The sequence below is a fragment of the Acinetobacter sp. TGL-Y2 genome (assembly GCF_001612555.1).
Lineage (GTDB): Bacteria > Pseudomonadota > Gammaproteobacteria > Pseudomonadales > Moraxellaceae > Acinetobacter.
Genome location: NZ_CP015111.1, coordinates 207,561 through 226,790 on the forward strand (window position 1 = coordinate 207,561; position 19,230 = coordinate 226,790).

The 19,230-nt window shown below is 36.7% G+C and carries 17 protein-coding genes; 16 read left to right on the top strand and 1 reads right to left on the bottom strand.

Annotation, left to right across the window (positions count from 1 at the left end):
- Nucleotides 1–1,523: 1,523 nt before the first annotated feature.
- Nucleotides 1,524–2,831 (bottom strand): hypothetical protein, encoded by a 1,308-nt coding sequence (locus AMD27_RS17465; protein ID WP_150115851.1) that lies wholly within the window; start codon nucleotides 2,829–2,831, stop codon nucleotides 1,524–1,526.
- Nucleotides 2,832–4,929: 2,098 nt separating this feature from the next.
- Between AMD27_RS17465 and AMD27_RS17470 the strand changes: the two genes are divergently transcribed.
- The 16 genes from AMD27_RS17470 (at nucleotide 4,930) to traF (ending at nucleotide 19,216) form a co-directional block, all read left to right on the top strand.
- A complete protein-coding gene (locus AMD27_RS17470; protein ID WP_067663867.1) occupies nucleotides 4,930–5,589 on the top strand; it encodes a lytic transglycosylase domain-containing protein in 660 nt (219 codons plus the stop codon).
- Between the two features lie 47 nt (nucleotides 5,590–5,636).
- A complete protein-coding gene (locus AMD27_RS17475; RefSeq protein ID WP_212846473.1) occupies nucleotides 5,637–5,993 on the top strand; it encodes a hypothetical protein in 357 nt (118 codons plus the stop codon).
- Complete coding sequence (locus tag AMD27_RS17480) at nucleotides 5,993–7,489, top strand: GspE/PulE family protein (protein ID WP_067663875.1); 1,497 nt, start codon at nucleotides 5,993–5,995, stop codon at nucleotides 7,487–7,489. Before AMD27_RS17475 ends, AMD27_RS17480 begins: the two co-directional genes overlap by 1 nt.
- Nucleotides 7,473–8,168: a DsbA family protein gene (locus AMD27_RS17485; protein ID WP_067663878.1), complete on the top strand. Its 696-nt coding sequence runs from the start codon at nucleotides 7,473–7,475 to the stop codon at nucleotides 8,166–8,168. The genes AMD27_RS17480 and AMD27_RS17485 overlap by 17 nt, the downstream gene beginning before the upstream one ends.
- Nucleotides 8,165–8,773, top strand: a complete 609-nt coding sequence (locus AMD27_RS17490; RefSeq protein WP_067663881.1) for an OmpA family protein — start codon at nucleotides 8,165–8,167, stop codon at nucleotides 8,771–8,773. The genes AMD27_RS17485 and AMD27_RS17490 overlap by 4 nt, the downstream gene beginning before the upstream one ends.
- Before the next feature lie 11 nt (nucleotides 8,774–8,784).
- On the top strand, nucleotides 8,785–9,072 hold the full coding sequence (locus AMD27_RS17495; RefSeq protein WP_067663884.1) for a type IV conjugative transfer system protein TraL: 288 nt from the start codon (nucleotides 8,785–8,787) through the stop codon (nucleotides 9,070–9,072).
- Nucleotides 9,072–9,713, top strand: coding sequence for a TraE/TraK family type IV conjugative transfer system protein (locus AMD27_RS17500; protein WP_067663891.1), 642 nt, complete (start codon nucleotides 9,072–9,074; stop codon nucleotides 9,711–9,713). The genes AMD27_RS17495 and AMD27_RS17500 overlap by 1 nt, the downstream gene beginning before the upstream one ends.
- Nucleotides 9,714–9,724: 11 nt before the next feature.
- Entirely contained in the window at nucleotides 9,725–10,699 is a 975-nt protein-coding gene (locus AMD27_RS17505; protein ID WP_067663894.1) for a TraK domain-containing protein, read from the top strand.
- Nucleotides 10,700–10,710: 11 nt separating this feature from the next.
- Nucleotides 10,711–12,072 carry a TraB/VirB10 family protein gene (locus tag AMD27_RS17510; RefSeq protein ID WP_067663897.1) on the top strand — a complete coding sequence of 454 codons (1,362 nt, stop codon included), beginning with the start codon at nucleotides 10,711–10,713 and terminating at the stop codon, nucleotides 12,070–12,072.
- On the top strand, nucleotides 12,069–12,737 hold the full coding sequence (gene traV / locus AMD27_RS17515) for a type IV conjugative transfer system lipoprotein TraV (RefSeq protein ID WP_067663899.1): 669 nt from the start codon (nucleotides 12,069–12,071) through the stop codon (nucleotides 12,735–12,737). Before AMD27_RS17510 ends, traV begins: the two co-directional genes overlap by 4 nt.
- 193 nt (nucleotides 12,738–12,930) lie before the next feature.
- Complete coding sequence (locus AMD27_RS17520; protein ID WP_067663902.1) at nucleotides 12,931–13,338, top strand: hypothetical protein; 408 nt, start codon at nucleotides 12,931–12,933, stop codon at nucleotides 13,336–13,338.
- A 347-nt stretch (nucleotides 13,339–13,685) separates the two neighbouring features.
- A complete protein-coding gene (locus AMD27_RS17525) occupies nucleotides 13,686–16,280 on the top strand; it encodes a TraC family protein (RefSeq protein WP_067663905.1) in 2,595 nt (864 codons plus the stop codon).
- Nucleotides 16,270–17,133, top strand: a complete 864-nt coding sequence (locus AMD27_RS17530) for a hypothetical protein (protein ID WP_067663909.1) — start codon at nucleotides 16,270–16,272, stop codon at nucleotides 17,131–17,133. The genes AMD27_RS17525 and AMD27_RS17530 overlap by 11 nt, the downstream gene beginning before the upstream one ends.
- A gap of 3 nt (nucleotides 17,134–17,136) precedes the next feature.
- Nucleotides 17,137–17,430 carry a hypothetical protein gene (locus AMD27_RS17535; protein ID WP_067663912.1) on the top strand — a complete coding sequence of 98 codons (294 nt, stop codon included), beginning with the start codon at nucleotides 17,137–17,139 and terminating at the stop codon, nucleotides 17,428–17,430.
- A 32-nt stretch (nucleotides 17,431–17,462) separates the two neighbouring features.
- Nucleotides 17,463–18,074 carry a S26 family signal peptidase gene (locus AMD27_RS17540; RefSeq protein WP_067663915.1) on the top strand — a complete coding sequence of 204 codons (612 nt, stop codon included), beginning with the start codon at nucleotides 17,463–17,465 and terminating at the stop codon, nucleotides 18,072–18,074.
- Nucleotides 18,075–18,088: 14 nt separating this feature from the next.
- Nucleotides 18,089–19,216 carry a conjugal transfer protein TraF gene (gene traF, locus AMD27_RS17545; protein ID WP_067663918.1) on the top strand — a complete coding sequence of 376 codons (1,128 nt, stop codon included), beginning with the start codon at nucleotides 18,089–18,091 and terminating at the stop codon, nucleotides 19,214–19,216.
- The last annotated feature ends 14 nt before the right edge of the window (nucleotides 19,217–19,230 follow it).

A 19,230-nucleotide genomic window follows, 5' to 3' on the forward strand; every position in this document is an offset into this window, starting at 1 on the left:
AGAAGAATACATATCCCATGAATTTTTAACCCTTCAAATTTTATGTTGTATGAATATCCATTTTTTGGCATGGAATCATTTATTGTTACTTAGTGGATAAGATAAACCATTCATCATTTATACACGGCGCATCCGAATTTGGCATAACGCATATAGGGGAACTCCCTATATGGGATTGGTCAAAGAGGTGTCAAATATACATTCTATCGTCCATCTATCCCCATTCAATGTGCTTGATCATCTTCAGGCCATCTTATAGCTGACTATAGGAAACGATAGCTTAAATATGGATAGCTATAAATAAACAGGCCAATAAAAATGCACTATCTCAGGGTGAAAGATAGTGCCATGGAACGATAGGCCTGTTCCCTTTATTGGAGCAATCAAGTTATGGACTCAACACAACTAAGTTAACATTCATATAAAATCATTCCAATAATATTTATTAATTTTAATAATAATAAATGACAATTATTTTATTCTCATTAAATGAAAAATTAACTAATCATCAGTGCTCAGTCAATTTATAAAACGACATTTCAATCGGGAATTCGATGATCGAATGTTCAATTTGTATCCTTATAGATGCCTATATGTGGAGCTGTAAATTCTATATGTGGAGTTAACACAAGCAATAAATTGAACGCCGTGCTCATGTCTGGTAGGTGGAGACTACTCATCAAATTGCCATGGAATTTTGTGCCAGTATTGGTTCTTTTTGCAGATCAAAACTAACAAAGTTTTGTTCAGCAAAAAGGGTAGCGGTCACTGCTCATGATGCAATAGTTTTAGATCGGAATTACACGGTAGCGCAACGCGCTGATCAAGGGTAATTCTTGGTCAAAGCTATTGTATTGCACAATACAAATTCAGTGGTATGACCCATCATCTAAACCAAAATACTCTAGACGATTGAATAGCGGTATATGCCTACACTATTAATTAATGGAAATTGCTTATTTAAATGGACACTACCATTACAAGCGTTAGCGTAGTAATGGAATGCGTCAAGCATTGATTAACTCTGTTTAATTGTTTGATAGAATTCACTGAATAAATATATTTATCACATTTAACTTAAAATAACACGGCGTAGTTATATTTGAGCTTCTGCGAAAATATTTAAGCGTAAGCGGGTCATTATAAAACAAATCAGCTAGTAATCAGGTCACAACATTATAATTGTGAAAAAGTAGCATTATATGGAGAGTTGGAAAAAGTTTCACTCTTTTGGAAGATGCCACGGCGCATAAATTCACAAGATTAAATATAGTAAATACAATAATTTATAATGCACATAGCGCCGTTTCATGGTATGAAAAAGTCATTGAATTGAAAAAAGAGTGAAAGTAGCATTTGAAAATTGAAAAAAGTTTCACCAAATTATGCAGTTTTCACCAATTGAGCAAAGCCTTATAGAGCGCTATATACAAGCGACACTTTCACCAAAGTTTCACCAAGTTTTAAAAATTTGGTGAAAGTGGTAAAAAGTGTGCTGTATAAAATTTATACTAATTATAAGTTTACAGGGTTTTTGGGAAATACATCGGGTTCATATCGGGATGTTTCAATATAAAATCATTAATCATCTCTTGCGTCACGATTATATCGGAGTGTTCTTTGGGGGTATTCTCGCGTATTAATTTATTCAATGAAGATACACTTGCATTACGCAATATCTCATCTTTAGCACGGAGTGCTTTACGCACCTTACGATTATTATAAGCATCAACTTCCTTACGGAATAATAGTTCTTTAATAATAATTGAAGCCTTAGAGCATTCTTCTGCATAGTGGTGAAGATTCTTATACGGCGTAGGCGAGAACCGAACATAATGAAGGGTAGTAGGCCATTGAATTTTCTCGTATATGTTTGGGTATCGGAACTTAACAGCCTTACGAACTTGACCATTGATACTGCCAATTTGATGCCTTACACCATGGAAGTTACCCTTCGCAAAGATACGTTTCATCGAATCTTCGAATAGATGTTGCCGTGTTGGGATGTCACGAATCTTAGAACGCATCTCAAGATCAAGACGGTCAAGGTAGTCTTGGTGCAAGTACCATGTAAATTTAACAGTCTTCTCAGATTTGTTTTGAAAAATAGATAGATAGCGGTTATTTGTGCGATGGTAAAGCTTAAATAATTGACGTATCAAATCATTATACGGCGTATTTGCATCGGGAGTGACGCCGTAAGTTTTGCGTAGTTCTGCAAGAATCTGAGGCTGAGTCATGCCAACATGCTGCCCCTTTTGTAGATTTCTATAATATAAAAATCCAAAGTTGCGATTAATATTATTAAAACGTTCCTCATCGTCAGGATTAACTTTTGCAGTAATCACAACCTTATCATCAGTATTGTACATTGACTTAAATGACAATTCTGACTCTTGCCCATTGAATGAGTTCTGCTCAATGGGTACACCAAATTTGCTAGGGGATATGTACTGTTTATTGATGCCAGTTTTAAGGCCTTCATACACTACATATTGGCCCAAGACGTACTCTTTAAATCGAATGAGTTCATTAGGATTTTGAGTAATCACATTCATTAAATTTTGTTCACGTACAAGCTTGCGATTGGCACTGTCAATTGCATCTGCATCGTAAATTTTCTTGCGCATGGGTGGGCGGTGTCCAGTAGTGAACAACCAGAATTGAAAGTACCCAACCTCATTAGGATTATAGTGGACTACAAGGCTCCATACAGGCTGACCAATGCGTAAAGCAGACTGACGCTCTGTAGATGACATCTGTAAATTGTATTTCTCATTAAGCTTAGCAATCACTGCTCCAAGCTTCGCAGATGGCAAAGTGGAGGTCATCCAGTACCTACATTTGTTCTTAGTCATACAATTGACTATGGCTTGCAGGCAATCTGTGGTCTTAATTGTATAGTTGATCATATAATAACCATTTTGGATTATATTGGCCTTTGTATAAAAGTATAGCTAAATCTTATAAATATTCTAGGGGTTAAAACTATAAATAAATGGCTATTTTGAATCTATTGGGGCCTTTGAATAAATAAGAGTTCCTGACCTGAGCGAATTTACGGGCCATTCCCATTGATTTTCACTGTGGCTCTGTTAATTTTATGACTGCCAAATATGAAATGAACTTTCCTGAGTTAGCCGTTCAGTGAGTGAAATTTTCTAAATCTTTGTCTTGTTGTTTCTATGTGTGTGCGACAGCCATCGCATACTAAAGACCGTGTAGCTGCATACGTCCGAAAGGTAGTTGGTGCGGCTGCGAAGGGCACTAGATGGTGAGACCCCATCTTTTGACCCAATCTGTGAATTTCAGAACTAAGCCCTATGAAATGGGTGCTGATCTTCCAACGGAATGATTGAATATTTTTTTAATAGTTGGGCGACACTGAAACGGGCATCATGGTGACATGATCAACCCTGCTTAACAGAGAGTGTGAGTATCTACAAGGATTGTTAGATACGTTAGGAACACACGTTTACCGCTTCAATTCCTTCAAAGGGCGGTATGCGTTGCGCACTGGTGGGCTTATGAGAGCATCGTGAGATGTTAGGGTCATGAGGAGAAATCTGGACTGATCGGCACTTAACGATTGACCGAATTGACTTGTCGTTGATGACATATTCGGTTGGTTGTTAAGGTCTATGGATAGCTTAAGCCAGTAACGGTGACACGTTGGAGATAATATCTTGTGTTATTAATAATTGCTTTTTGAGTTATTAATGATGGTTTTCTTTATATTATTAAGCATGTTGCTTTGCGTTGATCAAGTGCTCTACCTGTAATGAAGCTTGATATTGACTAATAATGAGGGTTTTTGGAACTCTTACCTCAAAAAACAGGAATAGTTGATATTGTGTGGAACAGATGGGCGTACTGATCGTTATTTTTACTTAAAAGTTGATTTATTTTATTTAAAAATGACAAAGACTGTTAACGCTAAAGTGGGAATCTCTTAAGTCGATGATTATTTATGGTGGTTCCATAATATAGGCTTTCGAACTGAAAACTTCACTAGAGGAAGGCATAAGGTTTGATTAATAAGAGAGGGAGAGTTGCTGATTAGGTTTAATTTGAATTTGTTGTATTTGATTTAGATTAATTAGTTTACTTCGAGCGAATAAAAACGTAAGCGGTAAATGAACGAAAGGCAATACGGTGTATATCTAGAAACAAAGACAAAGTTTTATAGGTGAGGTGTGGCAACTTCTATAACTATGAAACGTTATCAACCTATTGGCGCGAGTGAAAACTGATTAACATTATTATTAATCGGATTAGTAATCCTATTAATTTTATATATTGGTAATTAACTATTAAGAAACTTTGCGGTGGCTCCGTAAAGGTTTGCGCCTTTAAACATCTAAGTTGGTTCAGACAAGCCTTGGCTTGAACGAATCTGCTGTTGGCATTTCATGCAGCAACAATGTGATCGAAAGAAAACTAGCGGTGAAGTGTTATAGGAAATCCTGACTGCGGAACTAAAATTGCAGTTGAAGTTTGTCTATGTCTGATATTGATCTGAGTGCCGTTACTTAGCATTCAAGGAATTGTCATAGATTCGCTTCCTCATTCCTGAGAAGATGTCGTAAGTTGATAACTACGAATTCATACTAAACGTGAATTAAAATAGAGGTTTAGCGTTGAGCACGTTCGTTTAGTGTGTTGGACACTTAAAAATCAACATAAAAGGCAACCTCCATAGGAGGTTGCCTTTTCTTTTTTCGTCAGATGGTTTTGCAACAATAGATAAATAATCATTTACTAAAATATAGAAACGATAAATAAATAATTATTAAAAACATAATAAATAATATTTAAAACGTTTCATTTTTGATTATAATAACGATTCGTTATTGAATCGATTTATTATCGCATTAAGGATTCTGTATTGTGAACAATGGATTTTTGAAAAAGACTCTTGTTCTTTTTATGGCTGCTTCGGTTGGTTCCGTTGCTATGGCAGACATCACTATCGTTCGAAGTGAAGGCTATTCGAATTCAGTCCAGACACCTAAAGTTGTGCAAGTGTCTATTAGTGAGTCAGCAAAGTCTGTATCAGCTGAAACTGTACAAACAGTTCGACAGTCGGTAGAGGATGGTGATTTCCAAGCGCCAGCGATTGCTACATCCGTTAGTCCACAAAATGCAAAAGCCTTTAATGCGCAAATCCCTCAGTACGCGAATCAAATAAAGCTTCGCAACCCACCTTCTTATGTTGGTTGTTTTTATTCATCATCACGCAAGTATGGTGTGCCAGCCGATTTAATGATGGCCATTGCTCAAACTGAATCTTCATTTAATCACCGAGTTTCAGGTCGTCTTGGTTATGGTACTGACCATGGCTTGATGCAGATCAACGATTACTGGGTTCCAAAACTGCGTAAGCGTTTCAATATCACTCTTTCAGATATCTATGACCCATGCACGAACATTGAAATTGCTGCTTGGATTTTGGCGCACAACTTTGTTCAGTTTGGTTATTCGTGGAGAGCTGTAGGGGCGTATAACGCAGTAACAGAATGGAAGCGTGAGGTTTATATCAAGAAGGTTGCTAATAACTTAAAGAAATTACATGCAGGACAAATATGATAATTCTACGAACGATCATCATGGGTATATTTTTACTGGTGTTCATCATGTACATCTCTTTTGTACTTGTGACCAGTGACCCATGCAAACGCATTGATCGTGCAACGATTCCAGTTCGCTTAGGTTCTGAATTTCTTAAGACAATGGTTGAGCCATGGACAAGCCCTCAGTTTTTACAATCTATTGATCAGTCAAGTGCTCGTACACGTATCCGTCTTGCGATTCTATTCCGTATTCAATTTTACAGTGATTCTAATCCACCTGTTGTATGTGATTGGGATATGTATAAAGAACAAGTTTTAGGTCCTGATAATTCTTTAATTCAAAAAGAACGCAATCAAAACCAACAAAACAATGAATCACAAAACCAGTTGCCACAATTGCCAGCTCAGGACAAACAATAATGGAACTAGACAATAATCAAACAACAGATGATTTCAAGCAAGAAGGTTCATTGCTTGATGTTGCTGAGACTACTCAAGAAGGTCTAAGTTCTTATGACCGTTTGCCTTCTGCTTTTGTAACTGTACGTGGTGATAACGATAAAATTGAAAAATGGGCCGTTAATTACTTAAATGAACTTTTTAAGTCATCAATGATCAATGGGATTTCAGATATTCATTTTGAATCTTGTGAAGTCGGTAATATTTGCCGTGTCCGTAAAGACGGTAAGCTTCAAACATATAAGCACTCTATCAACGATTCTGAATTCAGTATCATTCGTGAAAAAATTTATTCACGCGGTCAGATTGAAGAATCTTATGCAAAAACTTTTGAAGTTGATGCCCGTGGTTGGCTTCGTTATAACGATAACCGTCTCGATCTTCGTATCTCAAGTATTCCGACAATCCATGGCTTCACTATTGTTATACGTCTACTTGACCAATCTAACTCTGGTCGCCGCCTTAAAGATATGGAGCTGGAGCCGTCAGTTCGTACAGCAATTAATGAAACAATTAATTCTGCAATTGGTCTCATTATTATCACTGGGCCAACAGGCTCAGGTAAAACAACTACACTTTATTCGTATCTGAATGAAATCAACACCCCAGAAAAAAAGGTATTCACAATTGAAAACCCTGTTGAGTATGCGATTGCTGGTGTTCAGCATGTAAACGTAGATATCAACATTTCAATGGTCAATGCGCTTCGTTCTGCGCTTCGACAAGACCCTGACATTATTCTTGTCGGTGAAATTCGTGATTCTGAAACTGCAAAAATTGCAATTCAGGCTGCACAAACAGGTCATTTAGTTTTAACAACCTTACATACAAATAGTTCTGTAAGCGCGCTTTCTCGTCTAATGGAGCTTGGTGTTGATGCCAGCCATCTAAATGAAACACTTTTAGCTGTTTCTGCTCAACGTTTAGTACGCCGATGTAAAGATGAACGTAATCTTGCAAACCCAACACAAGAAGAAGTTGAATGGCTTCGCAAAAATGATTTGGGTCAATACGCATCAGTGCCAGTCGGTCGTGGGATTAAGCCTGAAAACTATAAGGGTCGAGTACCTGTAGTTGAGTTCTTGATGATCACTGATGAAATTCGTGAATTGGTGTCTCGTAATCGTGTTGATGAAGTTTATGAGGTTGCTAAGAAACAGCCTCAGTACGAAACATTAGTTCAGTGCGCGACTCGTCTAGCATCTAAAGGAATGACTTCTTTAGAAGAAGCAATGTCGATAAGTAAAGTATCTTCTTTAATGAATATGGATGGCATGTTGCTTGGCGAACGTCTTCTTGCCTTGAAATACATTACACCTTACCAACTTGAATATTGCCAAGACATTCAAACCAAATCTTCTTTACATGATCGTAAGCGTCTTTCACAAATTTTAATTGAACATCACTTTTGTTCATTAGAACAAATGCTGGAGGTGAAAGATGCGCCTGACTACTAAAACTATTTCTATTGCTCTAATTGCAATTACTGGTTCTTTGTCATTCGTACATGCTGATGATTTCCTGTCTACAGGAAAGGTTACTGCGACAGACCCAAGCACCAATAAGAAAATTGATATTCAAGTTTTTGGCCGTTCTAGTGTTCCGAATGAATATAACGTTGTTCGTTTCTTTTTCACTTACACCTGTCCTTATGGTGAAAAGTACGATGAAGAAATGTCTATTTGGGGAAGCTCTTTACCCAATAAATTTAAATATGTTCGAGTACCTGTAATCACTCAAGAACCTAACTCTGTTGTTGGTGCTTTTGCCTATTACGCTGCATGGACCACTGACCGTTCAAAAATCAATGAATTTCAGCGACAAGCTTTTCAGCTCATTAAGCAAGAAAACAAGGATGCTTCTGACCAGTGGACTTATTACCAAGCAGCAAAACGCGCCGGTATGAATACTGCGAACTTCAAAGCAAATTGGACAACTAAGCGAACAGAGCTTCTTGTTAAAAATGCAATCATCCTTGGGAATAAATACAAAATCCAATACACGCCTACATTAACTGTTGGAGGGCTATACACATTAAATCCTGAACCTATCGCAGAAAGTAAAACCAATTTTGTTGATTTTGCGAATGCGATTACCAGCAAATTTATAAACGAAAATGGAACAGCTATTAGATGAAAAAAATATATAAAAGTGGCGCTCTTATAGTTGCCGTATTGCTTGGTGCGGGATGTGTTACAAAGCCTGAACAACCGCCTGTTTTGAATGTTGTAACTATTCCTCAACCTACCTTTAAGGTATTGAAGGTCTATTCACCTAGCGAAGTCGTTCGCATCCCAACTATTGATCAAACAGTTGTTTGTAATGGTTGTGATGATATTAATGCAGGCGTAAGCGAAAGTGACAACGTAATTTGGATTCGTCTCGTAGAGCAACAAAGAGAAGAAACCATTATTGATGCTCGTCATTTTGATTTTGATAAAGCCATCTTAAAAGGTGATCTATCTAAATTACGTCTTATTCGAGATCGTCTATTACAGAATCCAGAAGTTGATGCTGAAATTGTTGGTCATACAGATTCTACTGGTTCGGCTAAATACAACTTACAGCTCGGCAAGAAACGTGCAAACGCAGTTAAAAATTGGCTTGTTAAGCAAGGTGTAGAGGCTAAACGTATTCGTACAAGCTCTAAAGGCGAGTCTCAACCAATTAGCACAAACAAAACCAAGGCTGGTCGTGCGGAAAATCGCCGCGCTGTCGTTGTAATTAATGTGGCCGAGTGAGGTAGCACGTTATGTCACTAAGACCCCTAGAAATCCCAGACGACATTGATGGGCCTCCATTTTTAATGTTTTTGGAAATGGATGAATTTGGTTTTTTAATTTGCATTATTTTCGCTTGCTTATTTACAGGAACCAACTTCTTCCTTATGTGTTTTTTGATTTTTTTGTTTTTCAAAATTTACGTCAAGTATAAGAAGCAATCAATGTCTGGCTTTTATCTTCATCATCCTTATCGCTGGGGAATTATTCCTTTGAACAAATATTTTAGAAATGGCTCAATTATGGAGTACAAAGAATAATGAGATATTCACTTTTTAATGGGAATTGGGATTTAAGCCATAAAGTTGCAGTAGGTTCTACTTGTACCTCGCTTGTTCTGGCCATTGTTGTACTTGTCCAATCTATTATTATTTCATCCAATCATGAGCGTATTGTTCTGGTCCCACCTAACATGGACCAGCAATATCAAATTGGATGGGATAGTGCCAATGCTGAGTATTATCAGTCTATGGCAATTGTTGCTGCAGGCATTATCGGAAGCACAACAAATAGCAATGTTAAAAATAATCTTAAAACCTTAAATCAACTTTTATCTCCACCTTTGCAATTGCAAATGGAAGAAAGTTTGAATGCCTTAACCAATAAGCTTCCAAAAGACAATTTCAATGCTTGGTTTATTGGTAAAAACACATTCTATGAAAAACAGACCGGTAAAATTTTCATTGTCGGCAATCTCTACTCAGTAGTTGTGAGTTCGCGTATTCAGGAACAACCAGTTGTATATGAGTTCATTATCAAAATGCAAAGCGGTAAGCCAGTAATCACGCATTTTACAAGTTATGAAGGTACAAGACCTAAAACATTGGCACAAATTCGAGCTGATGAACAGGCTGCTGCTGCTCGTAATAATGGTGTTGCACCAAAACCAATTAATCAATAAGGAGTGTCTTAATGAACTTATTTAAGACTACAAAAATTTTTGGCGCATTATTATTAACTGCTGCTTCTGTTTATGCTGGCGCGAATGATCAAGTATTCCGTAACGCCGGACAAATTCCAGCTCCAAGTAAGGGCGGTGTTGATAACAGTGCTAAATATATTCCAGTTAATAATCAGAATTTTGCACCGCCAGTTAATAATCTTCCAAGTAATTTTGCTAACGGCCGTACACAAGTTTCACAACAGCCACATCAAAGTTTAACAAATCCATCGTTTGTGGCGCGTGAGCCAATTTCTCTTGATAAAGCGACTTTGGCTCAACAGACTGTAACCATTGATAACGATGATACGCATGTTGTTCCTGTCAGCAATCAAAGCATGAACCGTATTAACACACCTTTCCGTAACCCAATCGTTTTAGTTAACGGTGGTGCTAAATACAAAGTTGTTGGCCAAGATGTTTATCTTGTTATGGAAAGTGATCAGCCGATTGGTGTCTATGTTCGTGAAGATGATGCAATTGCAAATAACTCTCCAGTTGCTTCCCTGACATTGGTTCCAAAAGCAATTCCAATGCAGAACATTTCTGTAGTGCTTGCGAGTACCTTGCGTGAGCGCTTATCAAACCCTAATGCGAAACTTGCGACAGATTATGCTGATGTTATCCGTGTGAATATGTCTGCAGTCGCAGTTGGAACATTGCCAGAAGGTTACTCAAAATCTAATGTCCGTGAGAAAACTATCGCCCGTGTTGGTTCAGTTACCTTGCGCCCTAAAGCTATTTATTCAGGTGTAGATAATCTTATTTATGTTTACACAGCCCAAAATGTTACAAGTCAGTTTGTAGAGCTAAGTGAGCCATCTTTTTGGCACAAGGGAGTTAGAGCTGTAGCGTTTAATGAAAAAATTAAACTGGCTCCAAATGAAACAACCGAAGTAATTATCGTTGCTGATACTGGCAATGGTGATGAATCTATTTACGACTAAGGTGAGCCAATATGAAAGCTAGTTCAAATTTTAAAGCTCAAATGGCCGAACTCAAGCGTAAGTGGCTTGAAATCGACCCTACGAACCGAAAAATAATCATGGGGATTGTACTTGTCGTAGTATGTGTTGTTCTTGCTATTGCAATTGATGCTAAAAAGAAAGCAGATCGTGCGCCAGAAGAACAACAAAAATTAAATACGCAAGTAGAACGGACCAATATGGTTCAACCTAAAATTGGTGAGGTAGGTGTTTCTGAATTAAAAGGCTTAACTCAGTCGGAAATTGAACGTCAACGTGTTGAGCAACAAGCGCTTTTACAAAACCAACAAACAATTGCTAATGACTATCGAACAGGCAATCAGGCAGTCGGGCAACAGATCAGTGATATTTCTCGTCAACTTGCTTCTGTTTCTGATGAAATGAATGCCTTGAAACTTGGTCAGGCTGGTAGTAATGGTGGTGTTAATTTACCTCCACTACAAGGTATTGATGCAAATATTGCATCGGCTACTGCTAATGCTGGCCAACAAGCAAGCGCTCAATCTCAGCCTATGCCTGAGCAAATGATGCCACCAATTGAAAATAACAGCGCTACACCTGATGAAATGATTAGTCCTCGTGAAACTCAAGTTGACCCATTCCAAATCATCCGTAGTGGTAAAGATGTTTCTAAGCTTCAAAGTAGTGGTTATAAGAGAGCTAATACCCCTGCGAAACCTGAATCAGTTCAAGCTAAATTGCTTGTAGAGCATGGTATGACCACTGGCTCAATGATGGAAGGTGTTTTGATTAATGGTATGGATGCTACTGCGGGAAAGGGTCAGGGTACAGCAGTACCAGCTTTAGTACGTGTTAAAACAAATGCAATTCTTCCAAACCGTTATACACAGCTTGTTAAAGATTGTTTTGTCTTAGTATCTGGTGTGGGCAACTTGGCAAGTGAACGCGCTGAAATGCGTGGTGAGAAAATTTCTTGCATCTTTAAAGATGGCTCCATTATTGATGGTCCAATTTCTGCTTACGTTGTAGGTGAAGATGGTAAAAATGGTTTACGTGGCCGTGTTGTTTCCAAACAAGGCTCTGCAATTGCACGTTCTATTTTTGCAGGCACGATTTCTGGGTTAGGAAAACAGATGGCTCCTACAACCGTACCTTCTCTTAACATCGGAAGTGGCACAGAAACTAAATACGAAACTCCCAACATTGGTAATGCATCAAAAATTGCTGCAGCAAGCGGTGTAGGCAGTGCTTTAGATCGTGTTGCAAACTTTTATATGGACTTAGCTGAACAAACTATGCCGGTTATTGAAATTGATGCAGGACGCCGAGTAACTATTATTTTAACAAGCCAAATGTCAGGTGTTAAAAAATGAAAAAACATAATATTTTAATTTTAGCAGCTCTAACTACCGCTTTAACTGCATGTGCTGGTGGATATGGCAGTAAATATGGTTGTTCAGGTCTTCCAGATGGTATCGTTTGTAAGTCTCCTACTCAAATTTACAATATGACGAATGAAGATGAAGTTGGTGCTGTATATCAATCCGATCTTGACGCTCAAAAAGATGAAAGTAAGGGGATGTTCAAAAGTAATAAAGCTTCAAAACAAGGCCCTAGTTCTCCGGCCCAAGATGCTGTGAATTTATTCAGCAAGCCTCAATTCCAAGCAGCATCTTCCCCAATGCCTGTATTAGAACAACCAAAGGTTTTGAGAATCTGGTTGGCCCCATGGAAAGATCAAAATGAAACTCTAAACTGGGGTTCATACATGTTCACCGAAATTACTCCGCGCCGTTGGAACTTTGGTGACTCTGTAATGCGTAACACGCCAATAACTGCACCAAACCAAGCAGATTATATGTCTCCAAGTGAAACAAATCCTACACTTGATTCAAGCCGTGATGCTGCATCTAAAGAAGCTGCAAATATTCGTAAAGAAATTGATAATCAGAGCAATCCTGTTCAGAAATCTCAACCAGTGATGTCTGATTCAATGCAACGTCAGAATGAGTTGGCAGGACAGGATTCAGGTTTATAAAATAATCCAATATTTAAAAGCCATCATAAATGATGGCTTTTTTGATTCTGAAACATTTGTTTTAAATAAAATAAACAATAAAGAAACAATTTTTAATAAAATGCTAGATTTATTATATAAACTATGTAAAATTTACCCTTAGCAGGTTGAGTGACTTTGCAAATATTAATAATTATCTAACGAGGATTAGACAATGAATTTAGTAGTACAAAAATTTAATTTACAGGTTTTAACACAAACCAAAGCTTTCCGTTTTTTAAACTATGTAGCTATGGCTCTTGTTGTAACAGTACTTTTCGCTGTTATGAACAACGCAATGGCAATTGAAGAATCTTCTCTTGGGACCGATTTAAACGCGACTACTGGTGCTGCTGGTGACATTAACACTGCTTCTACAGTTTTAGGTGCTCCGGTTAACTGGTTGTTAAAATTCATGAATGGTACAGGCGGTTTGCTTGCTGCTATGCTTGGTTTGTTATTAACTCTTTATTCTGCATTCGTTGCAAAATCTTTAGTTGGTACAATTCTTTCTGTTGGTATTGCACTTGTAGCGCTTTACGGACCTAAAGTATTGATGGCATTCTTTGGTGCAACTATCTAATCTTTAGAATAGTTACCAAAAAAATAAATCCCGCATTATGTGGGATTTTTTTTATTTATGATTTTATATTTAAAATTAAATGATTGGTGAAGGTTGTGCCTTTTAAAAGAGACCATTTACTTTGTAAGTGCTTATATTTAGATGAATTTTGATTTTATTTTGATTGTTCCTTGGTGTCGTTTTTTAATATTTGATAAATGATATCGGATTAAAAAACAAATAAATATAAAAGAATACTTAATTGTTTGGTTATAAAAATAAAAAACAATAATAAAACATTATGGATATTTATATAAAATCAAATATAATAAAAACCAAATATTCTACTTTAATAAATAGGAAGTGCGATGTCAGCTAGAGCTTCATCTGTGATCGATAAGATGCTTCGCCGTACCCGTCTTTCAGATTTAACGCCAGTTTTAAGCCCAACCGAAGATAATTTCTTTTATTGTGAAAACGATTCAAAGCAAAGTTACATTGGTGGCTCTTTTATTGCTACGACACTGAATGGGATGAATGAACAGGACTATCAATTATTTGTTGGTAGTCTAAATGTTAAACTTCCACCCAATAGTATTATTCAATTTTCACATATCGCTACAAACCATCTTGAAGATGAAATCAATGATTACTCTTTAAACAAGCAAACCTCAATTAGCAATAATTCGCATATTTCCGAAACTCAAAAAATCGGACTTGATACGATTGTAGCTGCGCGAGTTAAAGCAATCCGTGATGGTATGAAAAAAGCACCTGTACCGTCTTCGGGCATTACGTTGCGATCAAATAGACTTATAATTAGTGTAAAAGTACCATCTGATCTGGTTTTAAGTGAGTTCGACTTAGAACGCGCTAAAGAATTGATCATGAGTGTATATGACAACTTGAAAACGTCTGTTCTTGGTGATGTTCGCCAGCTGACTATCAATGAGTTTGTTGCTCAAGTTAGATCAATACTTTACCCATTCCAACCATACGATTACACGTATGATGAACATCAAAAAATATCAGCTCAAATTTTCCAGAAAACTACAAAAATTGATAATTCTGATATTAACCATGTGAAAATTGATGATACTTATTTCAGTGTTCTATCTGTAAAAGCTTTACCTAAAATGAATACGATTGCACTCATGAACAACATTGTTGGTGATGCAAATGGTTCAACTCGACAAGTTCCTTGTCCGTTTTTAGTTAACTGCACAATTATTATTCCAGATACATTCAAAGAAAACTCATCAATAGACATTAACTACACTCAAACTCAAGATACAGCGACTCCTTTTGCGTTAAAAATGAGTCCTAAGCTACGTGGCCGTTTGCACGGCTTAGAATTGATGTATAACCAAACAAAAGAAGGTGATTTACCTTGTAAGCTTTATTTCAATATTATCTTGTTCCACAAAGATAAATTGCGTTTACAGCGTTATTCTTCTGCACTGCAAAACATCTATCAAAAAGATGGTCTTTCAATGATTCCTGATACAAAGATTGTTTTACCTTTGTTATGGAATGCATTGCCACTATACCCAAGCCTTGAATCTCTAAAAAATACGAACCGCATTTTTACGATGACGACCAAACATGCTGGAACCTTTGTTCCTTTGTTTGGTGATTTTCAGAATGCTCGTCAAAATTTCTCACAGATGTATTTCACTCGGCGCGGGAATTTATACGGATTCGACCCAATGCTCGGCCAGAACCACAATGGCATGATTTTTGGTTCTTCCGGCGGTGGTAAGTCTGCGACCATGAATAACTTTGTTACTCAGGAAATTGAATCTGGTGCAATGATTCGTATTATTGATGAAGGTAAATCATATAAAAAGCTTGCAGCAGTTTTAGGCGGTTCATTTATTGAGTTTATGCCTAATTCTAACGTTTGCTTAAATCCTTTTACGCTTGTTAAAGACATTAATAGTGAACTTGACCAGTTGACATTGATTGTTAAGCAAATGGCTTCACCTACAACGCTTTTGACTGACTTTCAAACGTCAATGATTAAGAAAGCAATCAGTTCTGCATTTAACGTTGGTGCTCAAAAGACAACGATTACTGATGTTGCTGATTTCTTAACAAAACAAACAGATGAAGATGTTCGTAAATTAGGTCGTCAGCTATATGACTTTACAGATCGTGGCTCTTATGGTCGTTATTTCAATGGTGACAATAACTTAGACCTTGATGCTCAAATGGTTGTATTAGAGCTAGATGGCTTGAAAATGTTCCCTGATCTTAAAACTGTAGTCATGATGGTTCTACTGTCTCGTATTCAGATGGACATGTTCTTTAAGCATGACTATCCGCGTAAATTTGTCATCTTTGAGGAAGTTACAAGTTATCTCGGTATCCCAGTCGTAGTTAAATATATTGATGACTTCTATGCTCGTATTCGTAAATACCGTGCTGGATGTTGGCTTGTTACTCAAAACATTGAAAAAATTGCAATGTCAGATGAGATTGCAAGCATCATGAATAATGCCAACTATATTATGTATCTTCCTTATAAAAATGAAATGGTTACAAAGCTTCGTGAAAAAGGTTACATCAAAGATGATGACTATATTACGGACACACTTAAATCACTACGCTTGTTCCCAGACCAGTATTCAGAAGCAATGATTTTTGAAAGTGATACAGATAATGTCAGTGTCATTCGTATCGTATTCAACCCGACTGAAAAAATCATCTATTCATCTACAGGCGACTACTTCCTACCGTTTATTGCTCGTTTAGATAAGGGTGAGAATGTCAAAGACATTATTGATTCATATCTTAAATCGAACATAAATAAATCAACAACTGAAACTGCTACTGACAGAGAAATTGCGGAATTCACTCGAAAAATTGAAAGTGGTGAACTCGATGTTGATCAAGCATTACTTGAGTACAAAAAGTCTCTCGTAAACAGTAGAGCTAAAGGTAATACCTATGAACATTAATGATCAAATATTTTCAGAAGCTAAATCAGCTGATGGTAAATATGAAAAAGCAAAAGTGCTATTAATTATCAATGATTTAGTTGGTGAAAACAAACTGGATGATGGTGATGAAACACTGATTAATTTCATGATTCAGGAATGTAATGATCATGGTAAAACCGACTTATCGCTTTTACATTTTGCTAACTATATAACATCTCATAAATCAAATTTAGCATCCAAATCAGTGATGCTAAAACTAAATCAGAACCCAGATTTTAAATCACAGTACGAAACTTATTTGAGTGAAAAAGCCAAATCAAATCGGAAATTTTTCGGCGCGTTAATTTTTGTCTTGGCTCTATCAGCTGTGTTATTGCTTTGGAAGTTTGATTATCTAAAAAATCCATTCTCATCTTCATCTGCAGGCGGGATTGTTGTTCTAGATGTTGACAAGCTTGCTTACTCAGCGACAGCACACCTAATGGAAAAAAAGATGACACCAGAAGCTACACAAGCTTATGGCAATGATTACCGTAAGGCTTTAGCTGCGATTATTGAAGATTATCTTGATGATGGATACGTCATCGTAAATCGATACAACGTGTATGCCTATGGTAAAAAGCAAGACATTACCGAAGATGTTTTGAAAAAGCTCGGCCTACCAGTAGTTGAAGATGAAGAATATCAAACTAAATACAACAGTGGTCAACGTTACGATGTTCTAAAAAACTTTGCGACAGCCAATATCTCTAGTGAAGCTGAAAAATTCTTAAATGATAAACAGAGCCAATTCAATAATACTGCTCAAGTTTCATTAGATAAAGCAGACGTTATTACTGGTGATAATGGTCAGTCTATTGATTTGGAATAATAAATGAAGTTTCCACTTACTTTATTAAGCCTTTTTCTCTGCGTTGGATTAACCCACGCAGAGGATTTAATTCAAAAGGCAATAGGGCCATCAGATCAAGAAGCTAGTGCCACTGCAAAGAACTTCTATGATCGAAAAGCCGAAGGCTGGTACTGGTATCAGTATAAAAAAGAGGTTGTTCAGAACAAAGGAATTCCACCTAAAAAAGTTATTGAACTTGAATATGTTGAAAAGATGGATATTCCACCACATGACTCATCAAAGAAAATTGATGATGATTTTTTTGAAGACCATTAAGCGAAAAATCTATTTTTTATTGGAATCTGGATATGCAATTTAAACAGACAAAAATCTACAGGTTCGGTTCTTACCTATTATCACCGATTTATAATTTCTTTTCAGAAATTGGTGAAAAAACAAAGAATAAGCGCTTGGCGGTGATGTGGGTTATTGTCCTTTTTTTTGCAGTCATTGCTTTATCTAAATACTATTTTGTAGCTTTTTCATCTAAATATTCTCTTGGTGTTGATATTAGTAATATCTCATCAAATGATCACATATTATTTTCTGTACATAATAAAGTACTTAGCTATAACGATGCAAAAGTTGGCCAATACATCATGTTTAATACAAATAAGATGGAACCAATCATTCCTAAAGAAACGTCAATTATTAAAAAAATTGCAGCTAAGTCGGGTGATCATGTTCAAGTTGTTGGTTTACAGATGTTTATCAATGGTCAAATGGTAGCGAAACTTCGCCCACAAGCATTAGAACGTCTACATAAAACAGAAGCAGATTTTCAGCGAGATTTCATAGTTTCACCAAATTCTGTAATTGTTTTAGGCTCTTATGAAAGATCATTCGATAGTCGTTATTGGGGTGAGCTTCAATTTAAACCAAATGAGAAGCTTAACCTTGCAACTCCAATGTTATTTTAATTTAGGGGATTCAAATGAAAAAATTTAAAATGAGAACCCTGATTACCACTATGGTTGCATCCGTTGCCTTAACCTCAGTGCATTCCCAATCTGTACAGCGTCAAGCTGCAATTGAAAATCAACCTGAGACGCAAAATTCTGTCAATTTCTATGACAGAAGATCGGAAGGTTGGTATTGGTACGATGACCCAGAAGCTAAAAAGAAAGAAGCTTTAAAAAAGGAAATGCTTTTAAAAGAGGCTCAAGCCAAAGCACAAAAACAAATGGAACAACAATTACCTCCTAAAGTTGAAGTGCCATCAAGAACTGTAAATATATATGACCCTGAGACTAAAAAATATAATGAACCAATAGTCATTCAGGCAACAGAACCTCAAATGAAACCACTTTCAGCAGAGTGGTTGAACGCGAATATGCCTAAAATGTTAAATAAGGCTTTAAATAACCCTTATGACAAAAATGGTAATCCATCAAGTGAGATGGAAGCATATATGTATGCTCAACGCCTTGCCTTAGATATGTCTCAGAACTTTGCAAAGTCAGCAACAACATTGACGCAAACTGACCCATTTCTTGATGAAACTGTTCGTGTTCCAGTGGATGATGCTGCCAATAAAGTATTTAATATCGCACTTGAAAAAGATAAAGAACAAATTACAAAACACTTATCTCAATTCACAGGGATTTGGTTCTTCTATGATTCAACATGTTCATTTTGTGTAGCTCAATACAATTATCTTAAAGATTTTAAAATTAAACATAATTTTAAAATAATGATGATTTCTACTGATGGTAAACGCCTACCTAATATGGGTAACGATGAAATCGTACTCCCTGATCGTGGTCAGGCTAAGCGCTTAAAATTGCGTATAACACCATCTATCGTTTTAGTTGCGCCTCCAAATAACTTCTATGTTGTAAGTCAAGGACTTATAACTACTGATTCGCTTTTAACGAAAATTTTAATGGTCGCTGACAAGCAGAATCTATTAACTCAAGCCCAAAAAGAGAAATTAGACCCTTATTCAAAAGGTGTGTTGACCCCTGAGCAAATTAAAAAAATGCAAAAAGTCGAAACCGATTTGAATAAAGACCCAACCAATATTGTGAGTTTAATTAAACAAGCAGTCGGCAATAATTAATAATGGTAGTAGCT